Annotated in this window: 13 protein-coding genes; 5 read left to right on the forward strand and 8 right to left on the reverse strand. The window is 44.8% G+C overall.

Translation table 11 applies throughout. From position 1 onward, the window contains the following. Positions 1-111: 111 nt before the first annotated feature. Positions 112-3111: a Tn3 family transposase gene (locus tag AAC006_RS01660; protein ID WP_339890583.1), complete on the reverse strand. Its 3000-nt coding sequence runs from the start codon at positions 3109-3111 to the stop codon at positions 112-114. Positions 3112-3746: 635 nt separating this feature from the next. Here AAC006_RS01660 and AAC006_RS01665 point away from each other — a divergent pair. Then, positions 3747-4160: a hypothetical protein gene (locus AAC006_RS01665; RefSeq protein ID WP_260563440.1), complete on the forward strand. Its 414-nt coding sequence runs from the start codon at positions 3747-3749 to the stop codon at positions 4158-4160. An 83-nt stretch (positions 4161-4243) separates the two neighbouring features. Here the strand turns inward: AAC006_RS01665 and AAC006_RS01670 are convergent, their stop codons facing one another. Together AAC006_RS01670 and AAC006_RS01675 are read right to left on the reverse strand one after the other, a co-directional pair. Beyond that, complete coding sequence (locus AAC006_RS01670; RefSeq protein WP_049588576.1) at positions 4244-5632, reverse strand: DEAD/DEAH box helicase family protein; 1389 nt, start codon at positions 5630-5632, stop codon at positions 4244-4246. Then, a complete protein-coding gene (locus AAC006_RS01675; RefSeq protein ID WP_049588577.1) occupies positions 5629-6138 on the reverse strand; it encodes a hypothetical protein in 510 nt (169 codons plus the stop codon). The genes AAC006_RS01670 and AAC006_RS01675 overlap by 4 nt, the downstream gene beginning before the upstream one ends. 104 nt (positions 6139-6242) lie before the next feature. Here AAC006_RS01675 and AAC006_RS01680 point away from each other — a divergent pair, with 104 nt between their 5' ends. Further along, entirely contained in the window at positions 6243-6470 is a 228-nt protein-coding gene (locus AAC006_RS01680) for a helix-turn-helix transcriptional regulator (protein ID WP_049588578.1), read from the forward strand. 10 nt (positions 6471-6480) lie between these two features. Here AAC006_RS01680 and AAC006_RS01685 read toward each other — a convergent pair whose 3' ends face one another. Continuing rightward, the gene (locus AAC006_RS01685; RefSeq protein ID WP_126872262.1) at positions 6481-7416 is read right to left on the reverse strand and encodes a site-specific integrase; all 936 of its coding nucleotides are present in this window, start codon (positions 7414-7416) and stop codon (positions 6481-6483) included. 188 nt (positions 7417-7604) lie between these two features. Between AAC006_RS01685 and AAC006_RS01690 the strand changes: the two genes are divergently transcribed. Next, on the forward strand, positions 7605-8648 hold the full coding sequence (locus tag AAC006_RS01690) for a DNA-binding protein (protein ID WP_126872261.1): 1044 nt from the start codon (positions 7605-7607) through the stop codon (positions 8646-8648). A gap of 112 nt (positions 8649-8760) precedes the next feature. Here AAC006_RS01690 and AAC006_RS01695 read toward each other — a convergent pair whose 3' ends face one another. After that, positions 8761-8889 (reverse strand): hypothetical protein, encoded by a 129-nt coding sequence (locus AAC006_RS01695; protein WP_260563439.1) that lies wholly within the window; start codon positions 8887-8889, stop codon positions 8761-8763. A gap of 211 nt (positions 8890-9100) precedes the next feature. On the opposite strand from AAC006_RS01695, the gene AAC006_RS01700 reads away from it, so the two are divergent. Both AAC006_RS01700 and AAC006_RS01705 read left to right on the forward strand, forming a co-directional pair. Next, a complete protein-coding gene (locus AAC006_RS01700) occupies positions 9101-9274 on the forward strand; it encodes a hypothetical protein (protein ID WP_232363357.1) in 174 nt (57 codons plus the stop codon). A gap of 26 nt (positions 9275-9300) precedes the next feature. Then, positions 9301-11694, forward strand: coding sequence for a TonB-dependent receptor (locus AAC006_RS01705; RefSeq protein ID WP_260563458.1), 2394 nt, complete (start codon positions 9301-9303; stop codon positions 11692-11694). A gap of 43 nt (positions 11695-11737) precedes the next feature. On the opposite strand, the gene AAC006_RS01710 is transcribed toward AAC006_RS01705, so the two are convergent. The 3 genes from AAC006_RS01710 to AAC006_RS01720 form a co-directional block, all read right to left on the reverse strand. After that, positions 11738-13150, reverse strand: coding sequence for a heavy metal sensor histidine kinase (locus tag AAC006_RS01710; RefSeq protein ID WP_126872260.1), 1413 nt, complete (start codon positions 13148-13150; stop codon positions 11738-11740). Then, positions 13140-13817, reverse strand: coding sequence for a heavy metal response regulator transcription factor (locus AAC006_RS01715; protein ID WP_071978925.1), 678 nt, complete (start codon positions 13815-13817; stop codon positions 13140-13142). The genes AAC006_RS01710 and AAC006_RS01715 overlap by 11 nt, the downstream gene beginning before the upstream one ends. 242 nt (positions 13818-14059) lie before the next feature. Beyond that, positions 14060-14767 (reverse strand): IS66 family transposase (locus AAC006_RS01720; protein WP_339890580.1); only part of this gene is annotated, 708 nt, incomplete at its 5' end.

A 14767-nucleotide genomic window follows, 5' to 3' on the forward strand; every position in this document is an offset into this window, starting at 1 on the left:
TTGCGCATAATGTATATTATGTTAAATAGGGTATTGATATCTAGGCTGAACTACCGTATAGGTCACTAGATTACGACATAAAGAGCTAACCCATTGATAATAATAAATTATCTAGATAGAAACATTGCGCATCTTGTTCAAAGTCGCATTAAACCTGCTTTTACCTACTGGGTTAAATTCGTAAATACCCATAAAGTTAATATGGGCCCAAGCAATGACTGAGCCAGTTGAAATTGACTCTATTACTTTTGCGCGTTGTTCTTCAGAATCGAGTGTTAAGCAGTAGTCAGAGAGGAAAAGGTAGTTCCATAGGATTATCATATTGCGAAGTAAAGTATTGCTAGCCATCACCAACTGAACTTCATCGTGCAAACCAACCTGAAGCTTGCCATTTCTGCCAAAAAGTACTTTATCAGCAAGTTTTTGCCCCAGCTCAACTCTATTGAGCTGCTTTTGAATATTTTGTCTTAGTTCTTCGTCGTCTACATAATTGAGAATAAAGTGGGTTTTTAGCAACCTACCGAATTCTTTAAATGCCTTATACAAAGTATTATCACGCTCACTGCTGGATAGCATTTTGAGCATCTGAGATGAACTACAGCGTTTTAATTTCATCGATGCCATCAATCTTAAAATGTCGTCCCAATTATCCAATATAAGTTTTTTATTGATTTGGGACTTAGGGGCAAGTGGTGAATCAGAATACTTCTGTGTTGATTTGGAATGATAAGCATAAAGCGTTTGGTGATGAACGTTTTTAATGCGAGGGGCAAATGAAACATCCATGAGATAAAGACCGGCAAATACCGCCTCTGTATACCCATGGGTGTCTGTGCTGTGAATATGTTCCTCAATGTCGTCTTGCATCAGTGTGTGTTTAGAAGATACCAATCCTTCTAGCACATAAGGCGCTTCACGATCTGATGATGTCAAAACGTTAACATGAAAGAAAGACTGTTTTTCGTCCAAGAAGCTATTTACGCTTATGCCTTGTTCTTTTCCGTAGTATTTGTATGAGTAATTTGCCAACAACGAATTGACGTTTACGACAACCTTCTTACCGTCGCTACTTGTGTGCAGCCTGCCATTATTTTCGTTATAGATTGTCGGCAGCGAGAGAGATTGAATAGTCTTAACCAGACAGTCATTCGCTCGTTGTAAATTGGCAATCGATACCCAAGAATTTTCAGTATCTTTCAATGCTTTTTCAGAAAATAGCTTACTGGCTCTGGCCAGCTCAGTGTGCCCAAGGTTCGTTCCCAAACTTAACACCGTGGCAAAAAGTAAACGAATATCAATCTCTGTATTACCGCCGCGAGGAAGCCGATTGCGAAAGCAGCTTGAAAAATTTGTATGTCGGTCAATTTCGAACATGACATCTTGAAGTGTGACTGAACGCGATGACCCTAGTAAGGTTGGGATGTATTTAGCAATGGAGAATTCTGGATCAGGGTATCGAATACGCCAGGTTCCGTCGTCTTTGACAGAGAAATGGGGGTTTTCATCTTGAGCAATACGACGAGTCACGTCTTCAAATCGCTGGGTCACACTCATACCTATACCATCGAGTACCGAACGACCATCAAAAAATTTATCCAGGGAAGCAGCCGCCAATAATCGCTTCTTATGATTACGCCACTCTTCGACTCCAATCATGTAGCTGGGCGTTTGCTTGTAGCGGTACGAATATTCTAGGGTGAGTGATTTGTCTTTGAGTCCTTTTGCTACTGCATTGAAAAGAAATACACGATACTTATTAAGCGGGTTTATATCGTCTTCCTCAAACAGAAGATTAGCTTCGGTTTTCGTTAGAAACGCAGTAGGAGAATCTTCGTCAATCGCTTTGGGCTGCGAAAGGTAAAAGTCAATTGCATCTAGCAGCGCTTGATTTTTACTCTGTTTGTAAAAACTCATCGCTTTAATAAGTGAACCAAGTAAACGTTGAAGTTTAAGACTGTTTTCAAAAAGCGAGCTGTAGTAATCAGCGTGTGTTGCTTGTTTGATTATGCTGTTTCCTACACGCTCAATATGCTTATCAAATTCCGGATTTTGCGCACTAAAAAAAGCGCTTATCAACTGTTGGGAACGTTCGTTACGCTCTTCAAATGATAGATTTGGATCTTTGGTAATTGAAAACACCAGCTCTAAGACGCGTTTGGCGTCTTTCGCACTGTTGAGCACGGTTCTATTTGCTTCTAATGTGCTTAACCGTTGTTCATCACGTTTGCTACGTTCATCACCTTTTGCGCGATTCGTAAATTGTTTAACGACTTTGAGAAGAGCATCAGCGGCAAAGTCATTACGCTTGTGAACCTGATCATAAATAAAAGAAAGATAATAAAGCGATTGTTTATTGTCATTTTTCAGGCGCCTGATTTCGTCATTATTTCCCAAATATATAGCATCAGAAAAATGTGTGATGGCTTCATCTGTCAAGTTAACCTTTTTATACACTCTGGCTAACTCACTAAATTGCTCACTAAACAGTTTTAAAATAGAAGCGTTCTGATTGAGGCTTCGTTGCCCAAGCCCTTGGTCAATCCTTTTCAACTCGCCTATGGTGTGTAGATGTGAATGTTGTGGAAAAAATTGAATTAATGCGTTTTTCTTTTTTGCGGATAATGATGTCTCGACTCGCTCAAGCATACGTGTTTCATAAGATTGAAATCCGATAGAGATAATGTCCACGAACTGGTTGTATGAAGGGATCTCCACACGTCGCATCCAACAAAATGACACCAATGCAAATAAGATGTCTTCTTTATTCATGCGAATAGAGACCAAACTGTCTGTGTGTAAGGCTAACAGTGCTGCGGTCTCATTGCTGTAGGCCTGCCAGTTATACTGAGCGAGGATTTGTTTCCTATGACGAGTTGCCATTTCTGGGGTGTATTTGTCCATATCGACAGCGTGATTGAGCGCCAGTACACGCGAAGCTCTTTTAATATCAGCAGCAAAGAAACGACTCGATTCAAAAAACCGTCCTTTTGCTTGAAAATAAGCCTTTGAAACGAGAAAGCCCACTTTCGCCACATCCGATTGCATTTTACGTAAGATTTTTTTGTTTCTAAATCCAGAGTAAAATAGCCAAGCGTTGCTTCTTTGGTCAATTTTGGTACGCTATTAAAGGCTTGTTTTCTTGCAGCAGAGAGCACCTTCATTTGTGCCATGTTCATTCCTTTTCGATATTAATATCGACTTTTTAATAACATTATCGATAAATTTGTGCAGTGTACACTGTACAAAATAAAGTATTTTGGAATCAATTTTCTCTTTTTAATAACCGTATCTTCTAACAAAACTGTCATCATTAATGTAATGTACAGTTAAACGATTGTCAGAATCATATTAATTACGTCATGTCGCCTACAGATGAACTTTACGCACCGCTCGTGACCGCATACGACCATTTTAATGCATGCTTATTTGATAATGCGTTGCCTCCCGTGATTTTCACCTTACAACGAAAAAAGAATGTCATGGGGTTCTTCGCGGCTAAGAGATGGGGTAACGCACAAGGTAAACTGTGTAGTGAAATCAGCATCAATCCCGCCTATTTTGCCTCATCAAGAATGATTGAAATCTTTCAAACGCTCGTGCATGAAATGGTCCATGCATGGCAGTTTCATTTTGGACAGCCTAGCGAGGGCCATTACCACAATAGACAATGGGCACAAAAGATGATGGATGTCGGTTTGATGCCCTCGGATACAGGCGAGCCCGGAGGTGCGATCGTAGGACGTCATATGAGTGACTTTATCATGAAACAAGGTCTTTTTATGAAGGCGGCGAATGCCTTGACGCAAGATATAGATTTCAGACTAAACTGGGTAGATAGATTGGCGCTGCCCAAGCTTCATGAGCCTGTGATTGTCGACACACCCACGTTGGCGCAGGATGCATTAGTTGAACACTGTGCTCATGCAAGTGATGTATTAAATGCCAACGTTGTGTCATTGGATGATGAGGCAGCATCTGGAGCATTACCGTCTACGAATGACGATTTCAACGCTATGCCAGACACATTTTACCTTCCAGAAGTCGCTAAACGTCAAACGCGCAGTAAACATGTGTGTCCTGGATGTGATACAAAGATCTACGGCAAAGCCACACTTAATGTCATTTGTGGAGATTGCGAATTACCTTTTGAGCGAGAATAAATCAAGCAATAAGGTACGCGTTGTTTAATCCAATCAAGCTAATTTCCGTTGTTTCGTTTGGACTGTTTTTTATTTTTTCCGATTTATGTGAAACGGAGTACCTCTTTTTCAAATTTTCCGTATGATGTTAGCGCGATCAACGCTTTAGAGGTCGCTCCGGTATTTGTTGTACTCTGCGACTCTGTAAGGTTTGAGCCTTCTGTGACTTGACTTGTTAGACGTGTTTCAGGATCAGGCTTTAGTGTGTCGTCGGATGGGCTTACTGAAGTTATTAAACTGTCGCCTTTTTTCTTCCGCCAGACCACCGAAACATGTTCGGGAATTTCTGCTTTGAGGAACGCGGCAAACTCACTTAACTCTGGGTGCGCAGGCACAATCAAGGTTGCTTGTGGATGAGTATCTTTTGGGCGCTTCCTTAAGATCCGGCCAAGCACCTGTCTAAAGTGCAGTTCAGTGCAGATCCGACTAAGATGACAGCATACTTGTAGTCTTGGAATATCGGTTCCCTCACTGACCATACCAACTGAAATTAACCAAGGCGCAGCTGAGTTTCTAAATTGTTGAATGACTGCATGGCTTTTATCTGTGTCACTCGTAACGAGCCATGGCTCTTGCTGCGTAATGTTTCTTAACATTCGTTGTATTTGTGTGGCATGTTTTATACTTGAAGCCACAATCAACCCGCCTACATCACTGCAATCTTGTCTCAGTGTGACTAATCTCTCATTCGCGTAGTGCAGGATGTTCGAGAGAAACAATGATTCCTCTAGGACGTGTTGATAGGCCAGGTTTTCATCTTTAAGGAGTTGCTTCAGACTGTTATGCGTGCGCGTGGTGTGGTCTGGCTCAATCACTCGCCATTTCGAACTGTCGATCAAATGCACTGAAGGTGTGCGGCACACACCTTCTTTAACCGCATCATTTAGCCCATAACTAAACTGCATATTGGGACGTAGGTTTTGATCGTAAAGCAATGAGGTGACATAGTTTTCATCCGTTCGCCATGGCGTGCCGGATAAGGATAATGTATATGGCGGTGTATTGTGTTGCATCAACGCCATCAGTGATGCGCCCCAATAGGTTGCATTGTGTCTATCATGACCACCACAATGATGAATTTCATCGAGTACGATGATCAGGCGTTGTTGCAACAGCCTGCCAATCATCCCGGGTGCCATTGATGACAAGCCTTGGTAGGTCAGTGTTAATCCAATGGAGCCCAAGAATCCGTCCATAGGTTGCTCCAACACCTTTTCAAACGTTGACTTAAGTCCATTTCTTACCGTAACAGAGGGTGCAATGCACAATACAAAATCCACTAAACCTGCGTTGAGCATGGCTTTAACCGTCACTGCGGCAAATACGGACTTACCAGCACCTGGCGTAGCTAAACAACCAAATTGCCGATGACCACTGTGATAGTGTTTCATGGCAGCGTCAAGGCATTGGGCTTGCCAATGTCTAAGTTTCATGAAGTAGCAGAGAGTAATAATTCGAGTGCTTTTATTTTTCCAAGCGTTCGTACATTTTGATCTTTAAATTCATTTAATTTTTTATCAATGCGCAGGGCCATGTCTGGGAATTCGGATTTTAAACTTTCCAGTTCCTCGGTTGCCCCTAAGCTGATCAAAATATCATGTTGTCGTGCATGGAGCCGTTTTTGTATTTCAGTAAGATTTTTTTCCAACGTGTCTTGATTGTTGATGTTGTGACTTGCCGATGAATCGACTATCGAATGTAATTTATTCGTTTGGCGGTAGTGCGCCGCTTTGTCCTCATTTTCTGTGACATCAACTAATAAACCATGCTTTATAAACGTCCGCATAAAACTGTGTATCCAACGTCTCACGTCATTTTTGTTTTGTTTGCCTGGATATAATGTCATGTAACAATCACGGATGTCGGTGACGCGAAAACGCGGGCTATCGAGAGAGACAATGGCCTGAATAAGGCCAGGGTGTGGCGTAAATTGCCGCATAATATACCTTTTTACTGCAAAGGGAATTTTAAAAATGCGGATTATAGTCCGTGGTTTATTAAGCCGCAAGTAGAGATATTACTGACTTTTAAGCAGGTCAGTTTATGTCACAGTTATCCGTCGCGTTAGGGCGCGTCATTCGAACATCGCGCAAATCTGCAGGATTGTCGCAAGAAGCGTTAGCGCTACAGGCGAAAGTAGACAGAAGTTATGTGGGCCGAATTGAGCGTGGTGAAGCCAATATCACGATCGAATTACTGTATCAGTTAGCCGATGTTATCGGTGTCACGCCGGACGCGTTGTTGCCCAGCCAAGATAGTATTGATGAATAAACTGGATCCGTTATGTTGGTTGTTGGAATGTAGGGTGCAGTGTCTCTAAATATGCCATGGCGGTACGTGTGTCTTTCCATCCTACGTGTGTCATCAGATCGCTTAAGCTCCAACGCTGCTCTGCCGCCCAATAAGCGAAACCGCGGCGAAGAGAGTGGCTGCTAAATGTCTGCGCGTTATTGATACCGGCTTTCTCAAATCGTTGTCTGAGTATACGACTGATACTCCGCGGGTTTAAGGCATGTTCAGCAATGACACCCCAGCGATCGATTTTTCTAAATACAGGTCCCTCGTGGTCGCCCAACATCTCTCGCCAGGCATCTAACGCAGCACATGGGCATAGCGTATTTAATGCCGGTAGTCGGTGACGTTTACCTGCGTATTGCCGGTCGCCTTTTGACTGTGACAGGTAAAGCGATAGACCATGATTAGGTGATTCCTCGATACCCTGGAGTAGTAGACGCGTGAGTTCATCACTTCGAAACCCTCGCCAAAATCCGACCCAAATTAAAGCCCGGTCGCGCGCGGCCCGCAATGAGACACCTCGTGAGTCACTGCGACATTCGGCATTGAGATGGCTGTCTAACTGTTCAAGCATGGACATCGCCAAGGGCGTGGCTTTCTTCACCGGGGCAGGGTGCAACGCCCGTATACCTTTAAGCACCTTTTTCACTTGGATGACTTTGGTGGGATCAACAAATCCTTGGCTTTGATGCCACTGGGACAGGGCAGCCAATCGGGTTTTGAGTGTGTTGTAGGCAAGGGTATTCGCATAGTGTGCCAAATATCGACATAGCGCCTCGCTTGTAGTGGGCAGCATACCGCCCCAATCCACTTCAAAATGCTCGACCGCACCTTGGTAAGTGCGTCTCGTATTATCACGTGTGGCGGCCTGAATATAGTCATCTACCGAATGTGTTTGTACGTTTCGCGGGAGGGTAGACATAGGGCGATTTTGACACCTCAATTTTTAGCGATAAGGATAGTATGTATCAATGTAATGGTTAATCAAGGGCTTCAGCGTATACAGGTGAAATAACCCACGATTATCGCTTGTTTTGATTTCCCTATTTTGATTTCGAATGCTTCCAACATTATACTGTATATACATATTACGTAATACAGTACATTATCATGGCGCGAACCGGCGTGACGCTGACAAACGTTAAACAAGCCACAGAGGCCATCATTGCGCGCGGTGACAGTGTGTCGATCGACGCTGTGCGCGCAGAGCTCGGGCATACGGGCTCAAAGAGCACTATTCATAAGCATTTGAAACGCTTAACCGAAGGGGGCGCAAATGCGCCGGTAGAAGTCTTACTGTCTGAAGAATTACAGCAGCTTGTAAGCCACGTTGCGGCGCGATTAAAAAAGGAGACGCATGCCACGTTGGTTGAACGTGAAAGTAGGTTTAAAAAGTCACTTGACGAGCAGGCGGCTTGCGCAGTCGCACTATCGGAGCAAAACGATACGTTGCAGGCTCAGATTGCGCGAGCTAACAATGACATCGCTGAATTGACTCAATATGTGACTGACATCACAGCGGCGCGCGATACAGCACTTCGCGAGTGTGATCGTTACGAACAACGGCTCGCATCAATGACACAGGAAATCCAGTTACTGACAACGCATAATCAATCATTAGAGGACAAGCACGTGGATGCGCGTGCGGCGCTTGAGCATTATCGTGCGTCTGTCGCGTCTCAGCGTGAGCGCGAAACCCATCATTTTGAAAGTACGATCGCACAACTCAATCATCAACAACACGCGTTGACGCAAGAGCTGGCCGGCTTAACCGGCACCAACCAAGAGCAAAAACTTACACTGGCGCGATTGGAGGTTACATTGTCTCAGGCGCTTAACGATCACAAAGCATTGGCAGAGCAGAACCGCTTTTTGGAAGAGGCACTCGCGCAATCCCGCAGTAACAATCAGCGTCTTGAACAAACCGTCGAGAGGTTAGAGCACGCATCCGATCTGCTTCGCGATGATCTGTCCTCTTCGACTGACGCTCTGAATACACAAACGATTGCACTTAATGAAACTCGCCAGCAATTAGTGGCAGCTGACGCGACGGTAAACACACAAGCGCATCTGATCGCAGAATACATGCACCAAACAAACAAAACGGTGAAAAAAACGAAGAAGTTAAGCGTAAACGATGATACGCCGCAATGATAATGCTGTTGATGCGTAAACGACACAAGATGTTATGTAGCGAACGATAAACATACCACCTTATCAAATGAACAATGTCTCACCAGGTGAGCACATCGACCGTCTGCTTTTCTTATGACATTGCTGTGCTCAAGATCCAATCCCTACCGTTGTTCATGACGCTATCGGTGCTGGGGCGCTGCGCAGCATAGCCTGTGCGTCCCATGGCATTGTCATGATTTGCCGGCTGAAGATCAGGCATTTCTTACACTCTTAGTACCTTTCAAAATTGTAATTATCATGTAATTCCACCGCCATGTAGGTCATGGCGGATTTTGTCAGTATTGGCCAGTGTCTGCGCGTATTTTGCGCAGCACGGTAGTCTCTTAGCCCTCCTACATCTGTAACAACCGGTTTGGGTTCTCAAGAGATTTTTCAAACAACACGACATAGACATAAAATCAGGGAAACACATGACTAACACTAAATCAAAGGCGACAAGGTTGGGGTTTGCAAAGACTCTTTTGTCTGCTTCTATCGCAGTGGCTATTTCACCCACGCTGGTTGCACAAGAGCAGGCCGGCACCACTGAGGCGGATGTAGAAAAAATGCAGTCGTCGGTACGCGTTCAGCGCCACGCTCGATAGGGGATTCAGCGGTACCTGTTGACATTATCAGCGCAGAAGAATTTAAAAGTACCGGGTCCACCGACATCACGACAATGATGCAAGCCGCCGTGCCATCCTTTAATGTTAACGACCAACCAATTAATGATGCTTCAACCCTAGTACGTCCCGCGAATTTAAGAGGGCTCGCGCCGGATCACACCTTGATACTGGTGAATGGAAAACGGCGTCATCGCTCAGCGGTTATTACGTTTTTAGGTGGTCAAATATCCGACGGTGCGCAAGGGCCTGATATATCCGTCATACCGTCTGTTGCACTTAAACAAGTTGAAGTATTACGGGACGGTGCGGCAGCACAATATGGCTCTGACGCAATTGCCGGCGTGATCAACTTTGCGCTTAAAGATGACGCTGAAGGAGGCCTAGTGGAATTTAATAAAGGTCAATATTATGAAGGGGACGGCGCAACGACGATGGTCGCGGGCAATGTTGGGTTGCCATTGACTGATCAAGGGTTTGTCAATCTCTCTCTAGAATATCGAACGGCCGATCCCACGTCACGAAGCGTACAACGCGATGATGCGGCGGCGCTGATAAACAATGGCAACACGTTCGTTGAAGATCCGGCGCAAGTATGGGGGAGTCCTGAAATAAAAGGGGATCTTAAGTTTTTTGCCAATGCAGGTTTGGAGCTTGATCAAAACAGTGAAGCGTATTTATTTGGTAACTATGCGAGACGAGAAGTGGAGGGCGGGTTTTACTTTCGAAACCCACACAACCGCGGTGGTGTCAATGATGGCGGAACCAATGACAGTGGTGAGCAATTATTACTGGTAGCCGACTTGACGCCAGATCTATCGGGCAACTGTCCGACCGATATAGCCGTCGGCTCAAACGTGCTAGAAAACCCTGTTTATATCAACCAAGTTGCAAACAATCCTGATTGTTTTGCATTCAACGAACTCTTTCCTGGTGGATTTACCCCAAAATTTGGGGGGATCGTTACTGATGCTTCATTGGTTGTTGGTACTCGTGGAGAATTGGATAACGAGCTAAATTACGATGTCAGTGGTGCTTATGGTACTAATGAAATCGATTATGCCATTAGCAACACCATAAATCCGTCATTAGGACCGGATACACCAACATCGTTTAATCCCGGGCGCTACATTCAAACAGAAGCGAGCTTCAATATCGACATCAATAAGTATATTGATATTGGCGGGAATGAACCGTTGTTCTTAGCCGGGGGCATTGAGTATCGATATGAAGCGTTTGAAGCCATCGCTGGGGATCCAAAGTCCTACGAAGTAGGCCCTTTAGCCGCACAGGGATTTGGTATCGGTTCAAACGGCTTTCCTGGGTTAGCCGCTCGGTTCCAAGGCAAGAATAGTCGTAACAGCGCAGCGCTGTATATTGATTCGGAGTATTTCTTTAGCGACGATTTTATGGTGGGGGCAGCTATTCGGTACGAGGACTTTAGTGATTTTGGTGACACAACCAAAGGCAAGTTGTCTGCGCGCTATCAACTGAATGAAACCGTCGCAATACGCGGCGCCATCGCAACTGGATTCAAAGCGCCGACCATAGGACAATCGAATGTACGAAACGTCACTACCGCGTTCAGTGCAACGGGATTGGTTGATAGAGCCACGCTGCCGCCGTCGGATCCGATTTCCATTCAAAAGGGGGCAACGCCCCTCCAACCTGAGGAATCTACGAGCTACAGTGTAGGATGGGTAGGAGAATTTGAAAATGGGTTATTTGTTACCATCGATTACTTCAATATTGAAGTTGAAGATAGGATCAGCACAACGTCGGGGATCACCCTCACGCAAGCGGATATCAATGCGCTTCTCGCCCAAGGCGTCACTGACGCATCGAGTTTTAGTGAAGTGAGTTTCTTCACAAATGACTTTACAACGTCAACACAAGGTATTGATGTCGTCGCTAATTATTCAATGGAAATGTTGGGAGGAGATACGGTTTTCTCGTTTGCGGGGAACTGGACCGATACAGAAGTTGATGATGTTAAAACGTTCGATGTGAATGGTGAGCAAGTCCAAAACATTTCACCCACTCGCATTCGAATGATTGAGGATAATTTGCCTGAATACCGCTTCAGCCTGACTGGCAATCATACGAATGGCGATTGGCGGATATTAACGCGCCTTAATTATTTTAGTGACATTTTTGAAGATCACATCGATGCCGGTTTACCCATAGAGGAAGTGGGTGCGGAATACACGGTCGATTTTGAAGTTGGTTATCATATTAATGAATCATTTATTATGACACTAGGCGCTCGAAATGCGTTTGACAACCTCCCTGATGAAAATGTGCTTTATGATACCGAAGTGGCGGGTTCAAAGTACCCAACGACGTCACCCATTGGCATTAACGGCGGTTTCTATTATTTAAAAGGCGTGTATACCTTTTAGTCCAACTGGCGTCTCGAACTAACACTTGCGTGTGTTCGAGGCGTCAGCTGCGCAATGGAAAGATGACCGTGAACGTGGTTGCCTGCTCATCTGATCCCACTTGTATATGTGCACCGTTAACTTCAAGAACAGATCTCGCAATGGTTAATCCTAATCCAGCGCCTTGCCCGTCACGTTTTCGAGATGGATCCGCGCGGTAGAAACGATCGAAAAGGCGAGAAAGTTGAATGTCAGGGATCTTATTACCTGGGTTTGAAATCGATATCAATGCTTCGTTATCCTGTATTTGAGTAGATACGGTTACTTCTGCATTATCGGGAGTGTACCGAATGGCATTAGATAACAAGTTGCTCAGTGCTTGTCGAAACATCGATTTGTCGCACATTAACGTTATTTTGTGACCAATAAGTTGAATGCTGATGTGCTTCTCTTCGGCCAAGAGCTCAAAGTATTCGATTAATTCACCGATTTCTTTCTGACAGTCTATCCGCTCAGCGTTGGGTTTGATCAAGCCATGCTCCGTTTGTGCTAGTAACAACATGTCACTGACCATTTTCGACATTCGCTCGTACTCTTCTAAGTTAGAATATAAGATGTCAGTGTATTCATTCGTCGAGCGTGGTTGATTGAGTATGACTTGGGTCTGTGTAGTCAGGTTGGTGATAGGCGTTCTTAGTTCATGAGCTATGTCAGCGGAAAAATGGGACAGCTGCTCAAACCCGCTTTCAAGTCTCTCAATCATCGCATTAAAGGACTCCACCAGATTAGCAAGCTCCACTGGGACTTCGGTGGGTTCCAACCTGATATCCAATTTATCCGCGGTGATGGAACCGATTTTGCGACTGAGACGTCGTAAGGGGGAGTGACCACGATAAACAGCAAACCGCGCGGCTAAGATCGTAATAGCCCCAGACAATACAATGATCCCCCACAATGTTGTCTCGAAGTCTTCCATATAGTTCATATGAAATTCCATGTTCGAGGCAACGATGACTTGATAATGTGTTTGGATGTTGCCGTCTTCAATACGCACGGTTATTTCCGTTGCCCGTAACATATGTTCGCCGTCGAAAAAGAGGCTTAACATGGATGGCGTTATTTGTTCTATTTCATACGTATCCCCAGGGTATTTTTCTAGCACCGCACTCTCACTGCTAAAAATAACTTCGTTGTCTTTATTTTTAACTAAATAATAGACACCGTGATGCCCAGAGACAGCTTGGAATAATATGCTAGACGGTGCAACCCCTTCACTATACGCTGTATTAAGCTTGCGTTTCACGGCTAGAAACACCTCATTCAGCTCATCTGCATCCTGCTCTTCAAAATGCTGAGCAATCGATTGCTGCACAATAAGACTTATAAACGTTAGGCACACAAAGATAGTGAGCCCAACAAGTATAGTGACCCGAAAGGCGAGAGAGCTTGGTCGCTTTGATAGATCCTTAAGATTCATTACTGCACATTTTATATCCCATCCCTCGCACAGTCTGAATGAGCTTTGGTGAAAAGTCATCATCGATTTTTGCTCGAAGACGGCGAATGGCGACATCAATCACATTGGTATCGCTATCAAAATTCATATCCCATACTTGCGAAGCAATAAGAGAACGCGGCAATACCTCGCCTTGGCGTCTCACCATTAATTCTAATAAGGTGAACTCTTTAGTTGTCAGGTTTATTGTGCGCCCACTTCGCGTGGCAATACGCGAAGGAATGTCGAGCTCCAAATCGGCTATGTGTAAAATATTATTGGGCACGGACGTGCCGCGGCGGATCAACGTGCGCACACGCGCTAGCAGCTCAGCAAATGCAAACGGCTTCACTAAGTAATCATCTGCGCCGAGCTCTAAACCTTTAACACGGTCATTCACATGATCACGAGCAGTAAGAAAAAGAACCGGTGTATGATTGTTAGACTCTCGTAACGATGACAATATTTTCCAACCATCGATATCAGGCAGCATGACGTCTAAGATGATCAACTCATATTCACCGAGCATGGCTTTGTGATGGCCATCGAGGCCGGTCCGAACTAACTCAACAACAAAGCCCGATTCGGCAAGGCCTTGTTTGATGTAGTCTCCAGTTTTTGTTTCGTCTTCAACGACTAATATTTTCATGCGATGTTCCGCCCGTTTTACTTATGATAAGCCCGCTTACAATATTAATGTACGTAACGAAACCGTGAAACGAAACTCATACTATCATACTATATAGATCGCTTCGTAATTTCGCCGACGTCCAGATACTTTAATGTTGAGTGCACTAAATATGTTAGTCCTTAGGTAGCTGATTATGCAACGAAATCCTTGCTTTTAATCCATTATAATCGGTCTAATTGTTGTAACCGTTCAGCAGGGCCCTATTGACAGGCTGCTTTGAAGTCGCCGAGTAGAGGATAGGACGTTTTGTTTAACGTCGCTTCGAGAATGGCGCGGAGCCAATTAAGTGGATTCAGCTTTTGTTTCCGGCAGGTTTCTACAATGGTGAGTATACGTTGTCTGAACAGTTCCCCTCGGTGAGAACACACGCCATAGCTGCCTTTTCGCCACAGCACATAGCTTCGCAATGAACGCTCTGCTTCATTGTTAATGAGGAGGACGCCATCGTGACTGAGGAACACCCAGCACATATCATCGTGTTTTAGCAGCAGCTTACACCGGTTCTGATAGCGGGGAGTAACACAACGCCTTGATGCCAGTTCAAGTTGTTCTCGCCAGGCGATACGCAGTTTTTCCATTCGGTCCCGGTATCGCTTTTCACTTAGTTCGTTACTCTCATACCGGTGTTGCAGCTGGAACAGTATGCGAATGAGCCTGACTAACGTCGTTCCATAAGTCTTGTTCGTTCCCCAGCTTTCCGCCAGCGCATTCATGTTTCTTAAGATATGCGCCCAGCACAATTGACGGTGGTCTGAATCGATGTAGTGATAACCGGCATACTGGTCAGTAACAACAATGTTTTCCGGATTATCGCCGAGTAGTTTCTTTGCCGCCCAGGCGCCACGTGAGAAGTGCGTCATAAAGCATGATAATTCTGCTGTGCATACCTGCCACATCCAGCGGTTTTC

Origin of the sequence: uncultured Alteromonas sp. (assembly GCF_963976965.1) — a bacterium.
GTDB lineage: Bacteria > Pseudomonadota > Gammaproteobacteria > Enterobacterales > Alteromonadaceae > Alteromonas > Alteromonas naphthalenivorans.